Consider the following 19,268-nt stretch of genomic DNA (forward strand, 5'->3'; position numbering starts at 1 on the left):
ACACTATGTCCCACGACGACAGTCGAAGAAACAGGCTGCACAGGCCCCTCAGACACACCTGATCCGCTCGGTTGTCTGCTGATAGGGCTTGCGCAGCACAATCAGGAGTCAACCATGCACCGCATTATTCATACAAGACCGACCAGAATCCTGAATCTGTCGGGCTCGCATCTTGCCACAGATTGCCCTCACGAGCGCGCTGCACCCAACCGCCGCCCCGCTATTGCCTGGCGTATCAACACGGCCTGACGCTTACTAAATCCGCTAGTTCTTACCTGTAGTCTGCCGACCCTCAAACCGGTCAGCAGGATCTGCTGCGTCCATCTCTTGGGATGGACGGCACAGTCACGCCTGTACCCCAGGAGCATTACATGAGCATTCAACAACACCGTCCGCCACTGCGTTCAATGGATCACGACGCCAAGCTGCGCACGGCCACCGAAACCGGGCTTAGCCTGGAGACGACTCTGGCCGCTGTGCAAGCCAATCTACATGGCCTGACCGACGCCCAGGCCTTGAGCCGCCTGACCGAATACGGCCCTAACGAGGTCGCCCGGGACCAGCCTGCCCACGCCCTGATCCAATTGGCTCTGGCCTTTAAAAACCCTTTTATTGCGGTCCTGATGGTACTGGCCGCCGTCAGCGCCGTGACTGACATTATTTTGCCTATGCGTTCGGGCGAAGAGGTGGACTACACCGGCGTGCTGATTATCGTGGTTATGGTCACCTTGAGCGGCCTGCTGCGTTTCTGGCAGGAATATCGTTCCGGCAAAGCCGCCCAGGCCCTGAAAGCCATGGTGCGTACCACCGCCAGCGTGCAACGACGCTCTACCGTGTCCAGCGCCACAGTCATGCGCGAAATCCCCATGAGCCAGATCGTGCCGGGCGATATTGTGCGCCTGTCGGCTGGCGACATGATTCCGGCAGACCTGCGCTTGATCAAGTCCCGAGACTTGTTCGTCAGCCAGGCGGCTCTAACGGGTGAAGCCCTGCCAGTCGAAAAGTATGATGTCTTTAGCGCCGTCAGCAGCAAGAGCGCCACGGCATCCAGCTCCCAGGCCGGCGTACTGGAACAGAACAATATGTGCTTTATGGGCACCAACGTGGTCAGCGGTACGGCCACGGCTGTAGTTGTGGCCACCGGCGCCAAAACCTATTTGGGTTCGCTGGCCAAAGCCATTGTCGGTTCGCGCGCCGAGACCTCGTTTGACCGGGGCGTAAACAGTGTTAGCTGGCTGCTGATTCGCTTCATGCTGGTCATGGTGCCTATCGTGCTGCTGATCAACGGTTTTTCCAAAGGCGACTGGACCGAAGCCTTCCTCTTCGCCCTGGCCGTTGCCGTGGGCCTGACCCCTGAAATGCTGCCCATGATTGTGTCCTCCAACCTGGCCAAAGGCGCGGTGGCCATGGCCAAGAACAAGGTGGTGGTCAAACGTCTGAACGCGATCCAGAACTTCGGTGCCATGGACGTGCTGTGTACCGACAAGACCGGCACTCTGACACAAGACCGCATTATTCTGGAACACCATCTGGGTCTGGATGATCGCAACAACCCACACATTCTGGAACTGGCCCTGCTCAACAGCCTGCACCAAAGTGGTGTGAAAAACCTGATGGATCAGGCGGTGCTGCGCTTTGCAAAGAAAACACCCTCTGCCCTGCAAGCCATTGGCTCCTACCGCAAGATAGACGAACTGCCTTTTGACTTTGTGCGCCGCCGCCTGTCGGTTGTCGTACAAAATCCGCAGGGCGAACAGCTCATGGTCTGCAAAGGGGCGGTGGAAGAAATGCTTAGCATTGCCACCCACGTTCAAGAAGGTGATCAGCGCCTGCCACTGGATACCGAGCAGCGTGCCCGTCTGCTGAAAATGGCCTACCGCTACAACTCGGACGGCTTCCGTGTCTTGCTAATTGCCACTCGCCGTATTCCCATTGAACAGGCTAAAAACCGTTACGAAGCCCAGGACGAACGCGAGATGACCGTACAAGGCTTGCTAACCTTTCTGGACCCACCTAAAGAAAGTGCAGCCCAAGCCATTGCTGCCCTGACCGAGCACGGTGTAACCGTGAAAGTGCTGACCGGTGACAACGAAATCATTAGCGCGAAGATCTGCCGTGAAGTGGGGCTGGCGCCCGGCAAACCTTTGCTCGGACCTGAAATCGAGCTGATGCAAGACCCCGATCTGCGCTGCGCTGTCGAGCGTCACTCCGTTTTTGCCAAACTCACTCCCCTGCAAAAATCGCGTGTTCTGAAAGCATTGCAGGCCAATGGCCACACCGTCGGTTTTCTGGGTGATGGCATCAACGACGCCCCCGCCCTGCGCGATGCCGATGTGGGGATCTCGGTGGATAGCGGCACAGATATTGCCAAGGAATCGGCAGACATCATCTTGCTGGAAAAGAACCTGCTGGTTCTGGAAAAAGGCGTGATCAAAGGCCGCGAGACCTTTGGCAATATCATCAAGTACTTGAACATGACGGCCAGCTCCAACTTTGGCAATGTGTTCTCGGTGCTGGTAGCCAGTGCCTTCATCCCCTTCCTGCCCATGTTGGCCATTCACTTGCTGATTCAGAACCTGCTCTACGATGTCTCCCAACTGGCTTTGCCCTGGGACCGCATGGATAAGGACTTTCTGCGCAAACCGCGTAAATGGGATGCCAAGAATATTGGCCGCTTCATGATCTGGATTGGCCCGACCTCGTCCATCTTCGACATCACTACCTTTGTCCTGATGTGGTACGTATTTGGCGCCAATACGCCTGAACTGCAATCGCTGTTCCAGTCCGGCTGGTTTATTGAAGGTTTGCTCTCGCAGACACTGGTTGTTCACATGCTGCGTACGCAAAAAATTCCCTTTATCCAGAGTACGGCGGCCTTGCCTGTCATGCTGATGACCTTCCTGATTGCCGCTGTCGGCATTTACCTGCCCTTTTCCGGTGTGGGAGCCATGGTTGGCCTGCAGCCACTGCCTTGGGAATACTTCCCGTGGCTGGCCGGCACCTTGCTGGCGTACTGCCTGGTCGCACAGGGTATGAAAATGTGGTACATCCGCCGCTTTGGCCAATGGTTCTAAACCTGACAGGCCTGGACTTCCGGAAATCCTTTCGGGGGGCCAGGCCTTGATACGCAGTCAGACACAAACCCAGGTATATGATGGCGACATAAAAAGTACGATCCTGCTACCTGATCTCCACACGAAAGACATGAAACCACCCTTTAGCGTCTTGTCGAGCAAAACCTACCGCGCCTTGGCCGTGACCGGCATTTGCATCTTGATGGCACTGGTCTTTATTGCCGATACCATCACCAACTACGCTATCGCCGCCGCCGTCTTTCATACTCCGCTGCTGCTGATCGCGATTCGTTTTCTATCGGCCCGACAAGTCATTACCCTGGCAAGCTTCAGTATGGTGCTGACAGTGGTCAGCGTTCTGTTGACCCGTTCGGGCGACTACGAGGTGGGGCTGGTCAATACCGGAATCAGCCTGGTTGCCATCGTCATCACCACCTATCTGGGACTCAAGCTCAAATCCGTGCAGGCGGCCGCACATGAAACACGCGAACATTTGCTGCGATTATCCCGTGTAACCACGCTGGGCCAGCTCAGTACCTCGATTGCCCACGAGGTCAGTCAACCCCTGGCGGCCATCAACAGCAGCGCCGGTGCCTGCCTGCGCTGGCTGCAAGCCTCCCCCCCCAATGTCGAGAAGGCACAGGCTGCCGCACAACGGATTGTGTACGATGCCCAGCGCGCCAAAGACGTGCTGGATCGGGTGCGCAGCATTACCCGCAACGAGGCACCAAGCAGCAGTGCTTTTGATCTGAACCTGGCCTTGACGGAACTGCTCAGCCTGTCCGGTGGCCAGATGCAGCATCAGCATATTGATCTACGCCTGGCCTTGCAGTCCGATCTGCCCCAGGTCTTTGCCGACCGGGTCCAAGTTCAGCAAGTCATGGCCAATTTGCTGCTCAATGCCATCGAAGCCCTGTCACCTACCTCGGACTATCATGCCGCTCATATCACCATAGAAACCCGTGTCCTGCCCAGCGACAAACCACAGGCCAACACGGTGCTGTTTTCCATCAAGGACAACGGCCCCGGCTTGTCGGGCACGCAGCTATCCCACTTGTTTGATACGTTCTGGACGACCAAGGCAGGCGGTCTGGGCCTGGGCTTGACCATCAGCCGCAGCATTATTGATGCCAATAATGGCCATATCTGGGCTACTGAACCCGCTGACGGCGGTGCTGCCTTTCATTTCACCTTACCGTTGGCCCCATGACAGAAAATCTGGATTCCTCTCTGAACACGCCCACCGTCTACATCATTGATGATGACCCTTCCGTTCGCGCTGCCCTGGACGATTTGCTGGCCAGCGTAGGCTTGAACGCACTGAGCTTTGCCTCTACGCGGGATTTTTTGGCGCACCCCTTATCTGACGTCCCCGCCTGTCTGGTGCTGGATGTGCGCATGCCCGAGCAAAGCGGCACGGACTTTCATTTGCAGATGGACTCGCGCGGGCTGCATATGCCGGTCATCTTTATTACCGGTCACGGCGATATTCAGATGGCAGTCAAAGCCATCAAACATGGGGCCTGGGATTTTCTAACCAAACCTTTCGGGGATCAGGCCCTGATTGACGCCGTGCAATCGGCTCTGGCTGCGGATGCGCAGCGCAAACAGGAAGCCAGAGCCCGGATGAGCTTGCAGCAACGCTGGGACAGCCTGAACGCGGGTGAGCGTGATGTGTTCGAGCGGGTGGTACAAGGCCTGCTGAACAAGCAGATCGCGGCTGAACTGGATGTGAAAGAAGTCACAGTAAAAGTACGGCGTGCCCGCGTGATGCAGAAAATGCAAGCCGCTTCACTGGCGGAACTGGTGCGTCAGTTCGATCTGCTCAATACGGAAACAGGCCATTAGGACACTTCTGCCCCGCGGTTCTTTCTTAGTTGACGCGCTGGGTTAAAATGCGCAGATTCGGTCCCGTATGCGGGCTTCCCAAGGTCAAGGCCACACACAAGTTATGAGCACGTCTACTTCCAACGTCATCCGTACCCGTTTTGCCCCCTCGCCCACGGGTTATCTACACTTGGGCGGTGCGCGCACCGCACTGTTCTCTTGGGCTTTTGCCCGCCATCATCAAGGTACATTCGTGCTGCGCATTGAGGATACGGATCTGGAGCGTTCCACACCGGAAGCGGTGCAAGGCATTCTGGATGGTATGCAATGGTTGGGCCTGGATGCGGATGAAGGTCCGTTCTACCAGATGCAGCGCATGGATCGTTACCGCGAGGTCATCGCCCAGTTGCTGAAAGACGGCCATGCCTATTACTGCTACAGCAGCCCCGAGGAAGTGGAGGCCATGCGCGAAAAGGCGCGTGTTCAGGGTTTGAAGCCTCGTTATGACGGCACCTGGCGTCCTGAAGCAGGCAAGCAATTGCCTGCCATCCCGGCCGACCGCAAGCCTGTGGTTCGTTTCAAGAGCCCGCAGTCCGGCGCAACCAGTTGGGACGATATGGTCAAGGGCCGCATCAGCTTTGATAACAGCGAGCTAGACGATCTGGTCATTGCCCGCCCGGACGGCACGCCTACGTACAACTTCTGCGTGGTGGTAGATGATTGGGACATGGCAATCACGCATGTGATTCGCGGCGACGATCACGTGAACAACACGCCACGTCAAATTGTGATTTTGCAGGCCTTGGGCGCGACTTTGCCCGAGTACGGCCATGTGCCCATGATTCTGGGCCCGGATGGCGAGAAGTTGTCCAAACGTCATGGGGCAGTCAGCATCATGGATTACGACAAGGATGGTTACCTGCCTGAAGCCATGGTCAATTACCTGGCCCGTTTGGGCTGGAGCCACGGTGATGACGAGTTGTTCACTCGCGAGCAGTTGGTGGAATGGTTTGATACGCGCAGCCTGAGCAAGTCCGCTTCGCAGTGGGATCCCAAGAAACTGAACTGGGTCAATGCCCACTACATCAAGGCCAGCGACAATACAGATCTGGCCGAGCGTGTGGCGCCTCGTATTGAGGCTTTGGGTGGCAAAACGGATGGTCAGGATTTGCCCGGTATCATGGGTTTGTTGAAAGACCGCGCCGAGACCTTGAATCAACTGGCTGAAGGTGCGCTGCTGTTCTGCCGTCCTTTCGAGCCTGCCAGCGATGAGCTGATGGCCGAGGTGTTGACGCCGGAAGCACGTGTTTTGCTGCGTGATTTTGCCAGCAAGGCAATCAGCTTGCCGCAGTGGAATACGGAGAATCTGGCTGCTTTGATCAAGCAGGTTCTAGCGGATCATGAGGTCAAGATGCCTAAGCTGGCGATTCCTTTGCGTGTAGCTGTGACGGGACAGAAGCAGACACCTGCGGTAGATGCAGTGCTGGCTTTGGTTGGACGCGACAAGGTGTTGGGGCGTCTGGCGGGTTTGTAAAAATCTCCGTCGCGAATTAAAAGGGCCTCTGAGAGGGACTAAGCCCCATCGCTGGACGAGATATATTAATGCCCAAAGGCCTGAACCCGGTACTGCGCCGGATTCAGGCCTTTTAGCTTGAATCCGATGCGTTAATATTTGTAACAACCAATGAACTGGCCAATGTCCTTCTACAACTGTTCAATCCTGTCGTAGCGACATAAATAAAAGCATTCGGCCCAGAGCGTGACGAGCCAATACTCCATGGCCGTCTTATCCACGCAGTAAAACCAGTGGCGTTATGCCCTCTACACCGACTTTCTCATCACAGATTCATTGAAAGTGATCAAACAGGCGCGTTCAGGTGGCTGACTTCGATAGTAGCTTCGCCTTTATCGCTACTGGCCCAGACCGTACCGTCCTGAACATTCAGATTGATGGTCATACCACGCTCGGCCAGGGCGGCTAAAGCGTCGGTACCAGCAGCATCCAGCGCATAGACCTGTATATTGCGAGCGCGGCTGATCTTGTCCTTGATACCACTCCACCAGACGGATACGTTGCGGCCATAGGCCAGCACCGTCACCTTGTCAGCACGGCCACTGGCCTTGATCAGACGTCTATCGTCCGGCAAGCCCACTTCCAGCCAATGCAGCAAATTGCCGCCCAGATCATGTTCCCACAGAGCAGGCTCGTCCGAGTCGCTTAAACCACGCGAGAAGCTCAGGGCTTCCTCCGCTTGCGCATACAAACCGTAAGCCAGCAAACGCACCATCAGACGCTCTTCGGTCTCGGAGGGGTGACGGGCCAGCGTCAGTGTATGACTGCCGTAGTAGGCCCGGTCGTTATCGGCCACATTAAGTTCAGCTTTATAAATCGTTGCGCGCAGAGCCATGGAGCGTCCAGCAAAAGAAACAGACAAAAAACTGGCCGCCCCCAGGACGGCCAGGAATCATTCAAACCAGAAGCAGTCAGAACGGCAGGCGGTAGCCAGGCGACATTCTGGTCAAGCGATAGGTGGTACCACTTTGGTCACGCAGCACCAGATTGCGGGCTGTCAGACGGACGATGTTGTAGTGATTTTCGTAAATCGGGTCGCCCGGTTCGGTGGTCACCCCATTGGATTCTTGTGTGTGGATTTGCAAGTCATTGCCCTTGCGAACCCAGCAACCGCTTTCGTTCAAACCTTGCGACGGTTTGTTAGGGCGCTTGACCTGCTCGGTGTAAGCCATGGAACCATCAGCCTGCAAGGTAAACAAGGTACGCAGCTCGCCCACCACACCTTTTTGGCGGTGCTTGCTTAACCAGTTACCCGCCAGTTGATCTCCAGCCGCAGCGGGCTGACATGCAGGATGGACGGGCTTGGCAGCAGCAGCTTGTGCAGCAGGCTCAGGAGCCGGTGCCTTGACCGCGCAGGCGCTCAAAAAAACAGTCGCCAGCACAGCAACCCAGGAAGTGCGTCGCAAGATATTCGCCTTCGTCATAAAACCCCGTCTTTCATGCTTTTATACCGACCCACCACAGGCCGGCGAATCCTGATTATTCTACCTGAAGGCGCTTGTATTACCCCATAACAAGATGCTTCAAAGTGGCAAGGGCAGACGGGTCACATTCTTGATCTCACGCATGGCCACAATCGTACGGGTTTGACGCACGCCCGGCATATTGAACAAGAAGCGGTGCAGGAAATCGTCGTAGGACTCGGCACTGGGCACCATGATCTTGAGCAGAAAATCCGCATCACCGGTCACAGCGTGGCACTCCAGAATCTCAGGTGCATCGCGCACGGCACGGATAAAGTTATCAACAATTTCACCCGAATGGCGGTCCAGACTGATCTGGGTAAACATGCAGCTTTGCAGGCCCACCTGACGGCGATCCACGCGCGCATAATAGCCTTGGATGACCTTGTTTTTTTCCAGGTTTTTGATGCGCCGCCAGACGGGCGCGGTGGACAAACCCACCTGCTCGGAAACCTGCTGAGCCGAGGCTCGACCATCCAACTGCAAAGCATCCAAGATTTTTAAGTCAGTTTTATCCATATTTAAACATTTACGAAATGAATATTTCAAAGAATAGGGAATACACGCAACTATAACGCAAAAAAAAGCGAGGGCAGACTCTCTATCATGATCTCTATCTGGAGGTTTCATCATGACGCAGTCCGTCGACACTCAATACAAGCTAAGCGACAACCTGACCGCACAATCAGGACGCATCTTTTTAACGGGCACACAGGCCCTGGTGCGCATGTTGCTGACCCAGGCGCGCCTGGATAAAGAACACGGTTTGAACACCGCCGGTTTTGTCTCCGGCTACCGTGGTTCGCCACTGGGTGGCGTGGACATGATCATGTGGAAGGCCCAGAAGCATCTGGATCAAGCCAAGGTCCGTTTCCAACCGGCTATTAACGAAGATCTGGCGGCCTCCATGATCATGGGCACCCAGCAGGCCGGCGAGCGCGCCGACCGTACCGTCGATGGCGTGTTCTCCATGTGGTATGGCAAGGGTCCCGGAGTAGACCGTGCGGGCGATGCCTTGCACCACGGTCACGCTGCTGGAGCCTCCCAGCACGGTGGCGTCCTGATGATTGTGGGTGATGACCACGTAGCCTCGTCTTCGTCCATCCCCCACGCCAGCGAACAATCCCTGATCGCCTGGGGCATCCCGGTGGTCAACCCCAGCTCTGTTGAAGAATACGAACGCTTTGGTATCTGGGCCTGGGCCTTATCGCGCTACTCCGGTTCCTGGGTAGCCTTCAAAGCCATTACCGAAACCGTGGAAAGCGGCCGCTCTTTCGAGATTGCCCCTCTGGATGATCTGGCCCCAGCCTTGGCCGACAAACAAGGCGGCAAACACCCCTACGATCCCAGCAAATTCCTGACGCCTTCCATGGAGGGCACCTTGGATGCCCGTCTGGATAGCGTGCGCGAATTTGCCCATAAATACAGTCTGGATCGTGTGCTGGAAGCAGCGCCCCAGGCACGTATCGGTATTGTGTCCACCGGCAAAGCCACACTGGACACCCTGGACGCACTGCAACAGCTCAGCAGCCTGAAGGATCTGCCCGCCATTCGCCATCTGAAAATCGGGTTGAGCTGGCCTGTGAATCCGCAATCGCTGAACGATTTTATTGAAGGCCTGGACCACGTTCTGGTCATTGAGGAAAAGGGCCCGATCATTGAAGATCAGTTAAAGAACCTGCTCTTTAACCGTGCCCAACGCCCCACGGTGTCGGGCAAGCGCGATATTGAAAATGAAGTACTGATTCCTGCCGATGGTCAGCTCAGCCCTGCCCGCGTGGCCGTGGGTCTGCGTCGCTGGCTGGGCCATCACACCAATGTGCAATTGCCTGCCTGTACGGTGCAAAACCTAACTCCGATTGATACCAATGGGCTGACGCGTCGCCCCTACTTCTGTTCAGGCTGTCCGCACAATACCTCCACCAAAGTGCCCGAAGGCAGTCAGGCCATGGCCGGTGTGGGTTGTCACTACATGGCGACCTGGATGGACCGCAAAACCCGTGGTCTGACTCAAATGGGTGGCGAAGGCACGGACTGGGTGGGTCTGTCGCCCTTTATCCAGACGGGCCACATGTTCCAGAACATGGGTGAAGGCACGTACTTTCACTCCGGCTATCTGGCAATTCGTCAGGCTATTGCCGCGAATGCCAACATCACCTACAAAATTCTGTTCAACGATGCGGTTGCCATGACCGGCGGTCAGCCCGTTGACGGCCCGATCTCCGTACCCCGCATTTGCCAGCAAACCATTGGTGAAGGGGCGCGTCGTGTGGTCATCACCACCGACGAGCCAGAACGCTATCGCGGTGTCAGCCTGCCTGCCGGTATAGACGTTCATCACCGTCGCGAGCTGGATCGTCTGCAACGTGAACTGCGCGAGATCCCTGGCGTCACCATTTTGATTCACGACCAGACCTGTGCGGCTGAAAAGCGCCGTCGTCGTAAAAAGAACGAGTACCCCGATCCTGCCCGCCGCCTCTTTATTAACAAGGCCGTCTGCGAGGGCTGTGGGGATTGCGGGGTGCAATCGAATTGCCTGTCTTTGGTGCCTGCTGAAACGCCCGAAGGCCGCAAGCGCCAGATTGACCAGTCCAGCTGTAATAAAGACTACTCCTGCGTGGACGGTTTCTGCCCCAGCTTTGTGTCGGTAATGGGCGGTGCGCTGCGCCGTGGCGATCAAAACGGTCAGGCCGATATGAAGGCCCAGTTGCTGGCCAAGCTGGACACACTGCCACAACCTGTCATTCAAGCCAAGGACTGCAATGTGATTGTGGCCGGTGTGGGTGGTACCGGCGTGATCACTATTGGTGCGGTGCTCTCCATGGCGGTACACCTGGAAGGTCGCTCCAGCTCCGTACTGGACATGACCGGTCTGGCACAAAAAGGCGGCACCGTCATCAGCCACATTCGCCTGTCTGCCAATAAAGAAAACACGGGTGCCGTGCGTGTTGATCCCGGCCAAGCCGACCTGGCAATCTTGTGCGACGTGGTGGCAGCCGCTCACCCCAATGCCCTTTCCTGCCTGCGCCCTGGCCATACTCACGCCATCATCAACGAATATCTGGCTCCCACAGCCGAGTTCACCCGCAACCCGGATGCCCCTCTGGATGCACAGCACTTGTTGAGCCAACTGAAGACCACCGCTGGTGAAAACCAGGTGCGTTCTTTCAATGCTCACCAGGCAGCCACCCTGCTGTTCGGAGACAGTCTGCTGTCCAATATGCTCTTGATGGGCATGGCTTGGCAGCAAGGTTCCATGCCCGTTAGCAGCACGGCGGTTGAACAAGCCATCCGTCTGAATGGTGTAGCTATTCAAGCCAACCTGGATGCCTTCCACTTGGGTCGCGTGCTGGCTCACGATGAAAAAGCACTGGCCAGCCTCTTGGCTCCAGCCGCTCAAGTGGTGACCTTGCAGCGTCGCGAAACACTGGAACAAATCATGCAGCGTTGCACCAGCAGCCTGGAGCAATACCAGAACGCCGCGTATGCCCAACGCTTCACCAACACCATCAATGCACTGCGTGACGCCGAGCAAACACTGCGTCCGGGTCAGCGTCCTGTCTTGACTGAAAAAGCGGCTCGCAGCTTGTACAAGCTGATGGCCTACAAAGATGAGTACGAAGTGGCTCGCCTGTTCAGCTCGCCCGCTTTCCGCCAGGATCTGGAACAGCAATTTGAAGGTGACTTCTCCTTGCGCTTTCACTTCGCCCCGCCTTTGCTGGCACGCCGTGACCCGGCGACAGGCCGCCCACGCAAGATCACCTTGGGACCACGCACAGCCACTTTGCTGCGCTGGATGGCCAAAGGCAAGGGTCTACGCAACACCCCACTAGATCCCTTTGGCTACACCCATGAGCGTCGTATGGAGCGTCGCTTCTGGCGTGAATACCAGAGCCTGCTCAACAGCTTGAGCAAGAATCTGGATCAGGCCAACTACGCCACGGCATTGGAACTGGCCGAGCTGCCCCAACAATTGCGCGGCTTCGGCCCCGTAAAAATGGAATCGGCCAAGCAATACGAAGCCCGGTTTGCAGAGTTGACGCAGCAATTGAAAAACACAGGCCTGACAATTCAGGCAATTCCCGCCTAAGTCTTACCTCTCCAGAAGGATTAACCTGCCCTTTCAGCCCTGCTTATGCAGGGCTTTTTTTTAAGCTTGAACACACACTAAAAACCGCAGCTCAATCATGAACCACACCTCGTTTTCAAACTTATTTGCCACGCTTAATAGGGATTTTCAAGTCGCAAAAGCCCCGTACCTCTAGACGAGAATGCGTCAAGAATCAGGGACTTACTTACGGCCACGAATGGGTTTCCCGTCTACAGAACGCAACTTATTGGAGACAGCAGGCGGGGCTTAACAAAGCCATATGCCTGTGCTACATGATTATTACTTGACTGTGTAGGGGCTTGCGTTAGACTGCTAAGCTTATAAGGTATTGACCTTAGACGCCTGCGTCATTTGAAAAAGGCCATTGCAGTTTTCCAGGCCAGGTCAAATGGGTGTGGACAAACTAAAGACTTGTTCTCAAGGAGCATGATCATGGCAACAGCCAAGAAAGGCGCAGCAAAAGCAGCAAACACCAAAACCCCTAGCCCCAAGAAAGCAACGCCAGCCAAAGCACCAGTAAAAGCTTCCGCTACCAAGACCAGTCCCAGCAGCAAACCCGCTGCCAAAAAGTCCCCCTCTAAAACCACGGCTACCAAGACCAGCAAGGCTGCTGTAAAAGCGCCTGCCAAGTCCGCGACCAGCGCACCCGCCAAGAAAACGGTTGCGAAAAAAGCGGCAGTGAAAAAAACGGCTCAGACAAAGAGCACGACGATCAAAACCACCGCGACCAAGGCTGCCGCCGTCAAGACCGTAGCTAAAAAAGCAGCAGCTAAAAAAACAATCGCTAAAAAAGCGGTGGCCAAGAAAGTCGTGGCCAAAAAGGCCGTCGCTAAAAAGGCAGGCACTAAACCTGCTGCCACCGCTGCTGCAAAAAAAACGGCCAGCACCAAGGCAAGCAAGCCTGTGGCCAAAAAAGCCACTCCCAACAAAGCGGCAGCGAAACCTGCCACTAAAACCGGCACCAAGGCAGTTGTAAAGACCGCGGCCAAGAAAGCCAGTCCTGCTGCCAGTGCCAAGAAACCCGTAGTTCCAAAGAAGAAAGAAGTTAAATCCGTGACCGCAGAAACCAAAACCTCAAAGACCAGCACCACACCTAAAACTACCGCTAAGGTAGGGAATAAAACCGCAGCTCGCAAAGCGAGCAAAACGGCAGCATCGCCTGCCGAGCCGCTGCGCGACGACATCAACCCCGCCGGCTCCTGGCCCTTCCCAACCGGCAAGCGTCCTTAATCACACACTGCCTTCATATTTTTCCTCAAAGAGCCACCCTGGTCAGGGTGGCTCTTTGGTTTGTAGCACTTGCATGCGACAATTCCTTCTCCCATCAATTCATACCAAGCAACTATGTTCAGTGAAGTCGCCCTCTTCCTAATCCATATTGTTCTGTCGCTGCTGGGCACGATTTTGCTACTGCGTGCCTGGGTTTATGCGCTCAGAATTCATCCCTTCAACCCTTATTCACAAGCCATGTTCAAAGTCACGGACTGGCTGGTCATGCCTTTGCGACGCGTGGTCAAAAGCGGCAACCGTTGGGACTGGACCTCCTTGGTCGCAGCCTGGCTAAGTGCATTGGTCTACCTGGTCCTCAGTGCCATGGTGCTGACCGGCTCCATGTCCATGCTCTCGAACTTCCCCATGTTCTTGCTGGCCGCCGTCTTTACCTTGCTGCGCTGGGCCTTAAGCCTGATCTTCTGGGTTGTGCTGCTGCAGGCCCTGCTATCCTGGATTCAGCCACAATCACCCAGCATGCCTTTGCTGCGCTCAATTACCGCCCCCTTGCTGGACCCGATACGCCGTGTCCTGCCCGACTTGGGTGGCCTGGATCTGTCGCCGCTGGTCGTCTTGCTGCTGACCCAAGTGCTTAATATGGTTATCACACGCACGGCTTTCAGCCTGGTGCCAATCTAAGCACTGCGCGCTGGAAACTTGAAAAACCTGGGCTATGCTCAGGTTTTTTACTTTGATGCATCGCTATGCTTGATCTTTGCCTACTTGCTGAACCGCATTAAAGTCATCCTCAAGAATACGCAACCCGCAGCCATATTCAAGCAAACAAACTCATTCTGAATTAGGCTGATCTGATCTCCTCCCAAGTCTGGAAAAAAACCTTCCTTTCCTGCCCTGAATTCAAGAGCAAGAATCAGGGTGTCTTGGCCAAAAGCGGACCTTATACTGGCCTCATCACCCATCAGCAGGCCACAGCCATGACTCGTCTTCCACCAAAATCGGACTCAGACCGCCGCTACCGCGAGGCCGAACAATTTCTGGCCGCACTGGACCCAGACTGGCAAGCCTTGGTCACCCATGTAGGTCCTTGCATCCATCAGCCGCGCCCCGAGCGCGACCCCTACGAGGCCCTGATCCGCTCGGTGGTGTATCAACAATTGCACACCCGTGCGGCTGAACGCATTCTGCAACGCCTGATTGATATTTATCCACATGGCCACTGCCCAACACCTGAAGAAGTGCTGGCCACTCCCTATGAAACCCTGCGCGCATGTGGTTTGTCCGGTGCCAAGGCCAATAGCATTGTGGGACTGGCTCAAGCAAGTTTGGAGGGCGTTATTCCCGATCAGGCCACCGCTTTGCAAATGCCTGATGAAGATCTGATCAAGCAGTTGACCACACTACGCGGCATAGGCCGCTGGACGGTGGAAATGATGATGATGTACACGCTGGAGCATGAGGATATTCTGCCCGCAGACGACTTCGGGGTGCGTGAGGGCTATCGTCATTTGAAGCGTTTGGACAAGGCCCCCTCCGCCCGCGCCTTGCGTGACATCGGCCAGGCTTGGGCACCCTATCGCAGTGTGGCTTCCTGGTACTTGTGGCGCATGCCCAAACACACACCAGCGTCAGAGCCTACCCCAAACAAGCTACATCGCAGTCAACGCCCACAGGCCAAATCACCTCGCCAACAAGGCCCAGGCAACCCAATTCGTTTTGTAATTACCCAATCCAGCTTGGGCGCACTGATGGTCGCAGAAAGTGAGCGCGGGATTTGTGCCATTTCTTTAGGCGATGATCCCAAAGTCTTGCTGGAACAGTTGCAGGATCGTTTCAAAGGAAGCGAACTGATGGGTGCAGATTCACCATTCAAGCAGCGGGTTGCTCAAGTACTGGCCATGGTAGAAGAGCCAAACCAAAAGTTAGCCCTACCCCTGGACATTCAAGGCACCGCCTTTCAAACAGCGGGTCTGGGAGTTTTTGCGTCATATCCCGGCAGGCCAGACGCTGAGCTATACCGAGATTGCCGAGCGCCTGGGCATGCCCAAGGGCGCCCGTGCAGTCGCACGAGCCTGCGCCAGCAATACTCTGGCCATTGCCATCCCCTGCCATCGCGTCTTGCGACAAAGCGGTGACCTAGCGGGCTACCGCTGGGGGCTGGAGCGCAAGAAAACCTTGTTGGAGCGAGAACACGCGCAATAAAGTCACTACGATTAGCAGGCATGAAAAAACCCGGCCAATGGCCGGGTCTTATGCACAAAACCCAGGGGCTTTGCTTACATGGGCACCACACGAGTTGGGCCGTTACCGCTAAGCATACGGACACGCTGACCGGCTGAAAGAGGCACATCGGCTTCCTGGGCCACCACACGGGTTTCACCATTATCCAGTTGCACCGTGATCTCCAGACCCTGGGTTTTACCCATGCGGTTTTCAACCGCATTACCAACCAGCCCCCCCAGAATGGCGCCACCAATACTAGCCAGGATGCTGCCTCGGCCACCACCAATACTGCTGGCAGCGACACCACCCAATGCAGCCCCACCCACGGTGCCGACGCCGGAGTTCTGATCTTCCTGAATCGTGACAGCACGGACCGAAACAACGGTACCCAAACGCACGATTTGCTCACGCTGAGCCTGACCGTAGCTGTACACCGAGCTGGATGCCGATTTATTGGCACAACCCGCCAACAAAAACACGGGGGCCGCCAAGCTCGCCACTACCAGCAGACGCACTTTGGGTCGATCGAAAAAAGAAACATACATACGGTTTACTCCAAAAAACGTAGCTGGCCGAACCATAAAAAGTTGTTAGGCGCTCTCTTACAGACTGCGCTCAATGCCATAGTGCTGTTTTAACATGGCCGAGATCTGTGACCGTTTAAATTCATGATTTTGCGGGCCATCGACCTGGATTTTAATACTGCCCATCAAGTTGCCCAAGCTGCAAGCCTCCTGCCAGCTCCAGCCTTTTGTAAGACCATATAACAAACCTGCACGATGGGCATCACCACAACCAGTAGGATCAACTACATTTTCCACGGGCACCGGGGCAATTTCGTAAACCTGTCCGTTGTGGTAGAGCGTACTTCCATACTCTCCACGCGTCACAATAGCGGCCTGCAAGCCCTGTGCGATCTCGGCCATGCTCTTGGAGGTACGTTGCTCGATAACTTCGGCCTCATACTCATTTGCCGTAAGAACTTGACACAGTTCCAGCATTTCCAGCAGATCCTCACCCATAAACAACGGCATGGCTTGGCCCAAGTCGAAGATGAATGGTGTGCCTTGTGCGCTCAGGCGACGGGCATGAGCAAACATGCCATCTTTGGAGTCCGGAGCCACAATGCCCCAGGCCGCTTCCTGACCGGACAAGTCAATCTGGGCCGAACTGACCATGGCACCAGGATGGAAAGAAGTAATCTGGCTGGCAGCCAAATCTGTAGTGATAAAACACTGGGGGGTGAACATATCTGGCATCACTCGCACCATGCTGGTATCAATACCCAGATTCTGCAGACGCTGCACATAATCCACACCATCACTACCAACCGCCCCCACTGGAACAGGATGGCCACCGAGCATGTTCAATGTGTAGGCCATGTTGCCAGCACAGCCGCCCCACTCTTTACGCAAGCTGGGCACAAAAAAAGACACACTCAGGGTTTTGATGCTATCGGGCAAGATGTGATCTTTGAAGTACCCCTCGAAAACCGCGATCGTATCAAACGCGATCGAACCACATACCAGCACTCGCTCGGTCATAAATTACCTTATGGAAAAAAAGGGCTAATCTGGTAGCCATTAACTTGGAGCGACCCGGTATTCAAAGGCAGACGCACCATAATTTCACTGCGCGCTGCAAACGCGGGCTCGCGTCGCTCGGGGGCCAAATACTGATCGGGCGCAATATTGCGCCGGGCGATCAAGGCTCCGGAAAAATCTTTCAAGTCCAGAACCAGTGTCGGCCACTCCTGGGGCCGCTCAAACTCGTTACGCAGCGTAAAGCCCAACGTAGATTGCTCAGGCTGATTCGGCGCTTTATGCAGGGCCGAAGCCTGCACACGGATCTGGTCCAGGCGGCGCTCGTAAGGCACTTCACACGACAAAGTCTGGCAAGCGCGCTCGAACACGGGACGTAGCATGGGGATCTGGCTAACGATCTGTACGCGATAAACGTACATCAGTTGCAAAACGAACAGCAGCGCGCCCAAAACACACAAGCTGGTCCAGATCAGCGAACCCACGCGCTGGCCAAAGCTGGCCTCACCCTCGTAACGCGTCTCGCGTTGCAAAGCAGGGTTGGGATCAATCACCCAATCCTGCTGGAAATGGTCGCCATCATCATCGTGGGTGCCGTCAGCTTGCCGCGAGGGGAATGAAGCGCGCAAAGCACCGGCACGATCCCCCACACTGAATTCGGGCTCGGCAGCCGGCCAGGAGGCCTGACCAATGTGATGCCCGCCCTCCGGCTCAGGGGCAGCAGTACCGGTCGATACAAAAAAAGCGGTGTCCTGATTCTCTCTGGTCACGGGCTCGAGGCGAGAGCGGGCACGAATGACAGAAGGTTCTGAAGCCTGCAAAGAAGACTGAGTCAACTCAACAGACGGTTCTGCCGGTCGCACAAAAGGCTCCGCAGTATTAACAGAAGGCGAGGCCGGCGTGACCGGCGCCTGCGCCAGGATGGAATCGGGAAATTTACGTACCTGCAAGGAGTCGTGGGCTGTACCTTCATCACGCGGCGGTGCGTGACGGGAATGCTCTACAAAGCGCGGCCCCGGAACAGGGCTTTGCAAGTCCACTGTCTGCGCCTGCTCCTGCCGGTGTGAGGCAAATGGCTCTAGCTCCAGGCGCGGCTCGGTCTGAACCGGTGCAGCCGGGGGGTGATAAGAAGGCTCAGGAGCTTGATCATCAATGACTTCTTCAAAACCATCGAAGATATGCGCACATTGAATGCAGCGTATATAGCCCCGGCGGCGTTGCAGCGTTTCTACACTGGCTGCAAACGATGTCCCGCAACGGGGGCAGCGAGTCTTTAGCTCCATGAACTCACCTTAGGTTCTACCGTCTTACAAGGGGCGTTGACCGGCCAAACACACCCAGCCATCGCGCTCCTGCCAGACAGACAAGGGCAGATAAGAGGAATAGACCTCGATCATTTCCTCGGCCTGCCAATCGTAAATACCGGACAGAATCAGATGCCCGCCCGGTTTGACCCGATTGGCCAGCATGGGGGCCAGCATACGCAGGGGATTGGCCAGAATATTGGCAAGCACCAGATCGGTTTGCCCAGCGGGCATGGCATCGGGCAGCAAGCCTTCAACCTCAACCTGATTGACTTGCGCATTGTAGCGCGTGGCAATCACGGCCTGCTCGTCAATGTCCACACCCACGGTATGGCCAGCACCCAGTTTGCGGGCAGCAATCGCCAAAATGCCGGAACCGCAACCATAGTCCAGCACAGTCTGACCCGCTTGCACATGGTGAGCCAACCAATCCAGACACAAATGTGTTGTGGGGTGGCTGCCGGTACCAAACGCCAGGCCGGGATCCAGTTCAATGCGCACCAGACCATCATCGCCTTCTTGAGCGACCGGCAGGTCCTCATCGTCCTTGTGCCAGCTAGGCACAATCAGGATGCGCTCGCCCACCGGGATAGGACCGAACTGCGACTGTGTCAAACGAACCCAATCCTCGTCGGGCACTTCACGCACACTCCACTGTGCCTTTTCAGGCTCCAGTACACCGGCATCAAAAAGCGGCTGCAGTAACTCTTCAGGCTCCAGTTCCTCGGGCAGCAAAGCAACCACCCGGTTGCGATCCCAGGCCAGCACATCCGGCTCGATACCAGGTTCACCAAACAGGGGTTTTTCCTGATCGGTATCACCATCCGCATCTTCTACCGACACCGACAAGGCGCCGGCTTCCAGCAAGGCATCGGACAAGCGTTCGGCCTCGTGTTCCTGGCAGCTCAGTAAGAGTTCACGCATA

Annotated in this window: 16 protein-coding genes and 2 pseudogenes; 11 read left to right on the top strand and 7 right to left on the bottom strand. The window is 55.9% G+C overall.

From position 1 onward, the window contains the following. Positions 1-114: 114 nt before the first annotated feature. The 5 genes from ACDI13_RS07270 to gltX all read left to right on the top strand — a co-directional run bounded on the left by ACDI13_RS07270 (position 115) and on the right by gltX (position 6,435). Positions 115-249 carry a hypothetical protein gene (locus ACDI13_RS07270; RefSeq protein ID WP_316990505.1) on the top strand — a complete coding sequence of 45 codons (135 nt, stop codon included), beginning with the start codon at positions 115-117 and terminating at the stop codon, positions 247-249. A 122-nt stretch (positions 250-371) separates the two neighbouring features. Then, positions 372-3,074: a magnesium-translocating P-type ATPase gene (gene mgtA / locus ACDI13_RS07275; RefSeq protein ID WP_372372953.1), complete on the top strand. Its 2,703-nt coding sequence runs from the start codon at positions 372-374 to the stop codon at positions 3,072-3,074. Positions 3,075-3,204: 130 nt separating this feature from the next. After that, the gene (locus ACDI13_RS07280) at positions 3,205-4,284 is read left to right on the top strand and encodes an ATP-binding protein (RefSeq protein WP_316990506.1); all 1,080 of its coding nucleotides are present in this window, start codon (positions 3,205-3,207) and stop codon (positions 4,282-4,284) included. Continuing rightward, on the top strand, positions 4,281-4,922 hold the full coding sequence (locus tag ACDI13_RS07285; protein WP_316990507.1) for a response regulator: 642 nt from the start codon (positions 4,281-4,283) through the stop codon (positions 4,920-4,922). Before ACDI13_RS07280 ends, ACDI13_RS07285 begins: the two co-directional genes overlap by 4 nt. A 103-nt stretch (positions 4,923-5,025) precedes the next feature. Next, on the top strand, positions 5,026-6,435 hold the full coding sequence (gltX, locus tag ACDI13_RS07290) for a glutamate--tRNA ligase (protein ID WP_316990508.1): 1,410 nt from the start codon (positions 5,026-5,028) through the stop codon (positions 6,433-6,435). 325 nt (positions 6,436-6,760) lie between these two features. Here gltX and ACDI13_RS07295 read toward each other — a convergent pair whose 3' ends face one another. From ACDI13_RS07295 to ACDI13_RS07305, 3 genes are all read right to left on the bottom strand, one after another. Then, on the bottom strand, positions 6,761-7,309 hold the full coding sequence (locus ACDI13_RS07295) for a YaeQ family protein (protein WP_316990509.1): 549 nt from the start codon (positions 7,307-7,309) through the stop codon (positions 6,761-6,763). Positions 7,310-7,385: 76 nt separating this feature from the next. Continuing rightward, positions 7,386-7,880, bottom strand: a complete 495-nt coding sequence (locus ACDI13_RS07300) for a hypothetical protein (RefSeq protein WP_316990510.1) — start codon at positions 7,878-7,880, stop codon at positions 7,386-7,388. A gap of 117 nt (positions 7,881-7,997) precedes the next feature. Continuing rightward, on the bottom strand, positions 7,998-8,456 hold the full coding sequence (locus ACDI13_RS07305; protein ID WP_009460635.1) for an Lrp/AsnC family transcriptional regulator: 459 nt from the start codon (positions 8,454-8,456) through the stop codon (positions 7,998-8,000). Positions 8,457-8,568: 112 nt separating this feature from the next. Between ACDI13_RS07305 and ACDI13_RS07310 the strand changes: the two genes are divergently transcribed. From ACDI13_RS07310 to ACDI13_RS07335, 6 genes and pseudogenes are all read left to right on the top strand, one after another. Beyond that, on the top strand, positions 8,569-12,027 hold the full coding sequence (locus tag ACDI13_RS07310; protein ID WP_316990511.1) for an indolepyruvate ferredoxin oxidoreductase family protein: 3,459 nt from the start codon (positions 8,569-8,571) through the stop codon (positions 12,025-12,027). 447 nt (positions 12,028-12,474) lie between these two features. Further along, positions 12,475-13,278 carry a histone H1 gene (locus ACDI13_RS07315; RefSeq protein ID WP_372372957.1) on the top strand — a complete coding sequence of 268 codons (804 nt, stop codon included), beginning with the start codon at positions 12,475-12,477 and terminating at the stop codon, positions 13,276-13,278. Positions 13,279-13,392: 114 nt separating this feature from the next. Then, entirely contained in the window at positions 13,393-13,956 is a 564-nt protein-coding gene (locus tag ACDI13_RS07320; protein ID WP_316990512.1) for a YggT family protein, read from the top strand. A gap of 296 nt (positions 13,957-14,252) precedes the next feature. Then, positions 14,253-14,888, top strand: a pseudogene (locus ACDI13_RS07325) (DNA-3-methyladenine glycosylase); the annotation flags it as partial. 135 nt (positions 14,889-15,023) lie between these two features. Next, positions 15,024-15,158: pseudogene (locus ACDI13_RS07330) on the top strand (bifunctional transcriptional activator/DNA repair enzyme protein Ada); the annotation flags it as partial. Between the two features lie 97 nt (positions 15,159-15,255). Next, complete coding sequence (locus ACDI13_RS07335; protein ID WP_316990513.1) at positions 15,256-15,477, top strand: MGMT family protein; 222 nt, start codon at positions 15,256-15,258, stop codon at positions 15,475-15,477. 74 nt (positions 15,478-15,551) lie between these two features. Here ACDI13_RS07335 and ACDI13_RS07340 read toward each other — a convergent pair whose 3' ends face one another. The 4 genes from ACDI13_RS07340 to prmA are packed head-to-tail and all read right to left on the bottom strand — an operon-like array spanning position 15,552 to position 19,267. Then, complete coding sequence (locus ACDI13_RS07340) at positions 15,552-16,043, bottom strand: glycine zipper 2TM domain-containing protein (RefSeq protein WP_153231046.1); 492 nt, start codon at positions 16,041-16,043, stop codon at positions 15,552-15,554. Between the two features lie 57 nt (positions 16,044-16,100). Then, positions 16,101-17,042, bottom strand: a complete 942-nt coding sequence (locus ACDI13_RS07345; RefSeq protein ID WP_316990514.1) for a carbohydrate kinase family protein — start codon at positions 17,040-17,042, stop codon at positions 16,101-16,103. An 8-nt stretch (positions 17,043-17,050) separates the two neighbouring features. Then, positions 17,051-18,322, bottom strand: coding sequence for a zinc-ribbon and DUF3426 domain-containing protein (locus ACDI13_RS07350; protein WP_316990515.1), 1,272 nt, complete (start codon positions 18,320-18,322; stop codon positions 17,051-17,053). Between the two features lie 24 nt (positions 18,323-18,346). Then, on the bottom strand, positions 18,347-19,267 hold the full coding sequence (prmA, locus tag ACDI13_RS07355; RefSeq protein ID WP_316990516.1) for a 50S ribosomal protein L11 methyltransferase: 921 nt from the start codon (positions 19,265-19,267) through the stop codon (positions 18,347-18,349). Between the last annotated feature and the right edge of the window lies 1 nt (position 19,268).

Source organism: Alcaligenes faecalis (genome assembly GCF_041521385.1).
Taxonomy (GTDB): Bacteria; Pseudomonadota; Gammaproteobacteria; order Burkholderiales; family Burkholderiaceae_B; genus Alcaligenes; species Alcaligenes faecalis_E.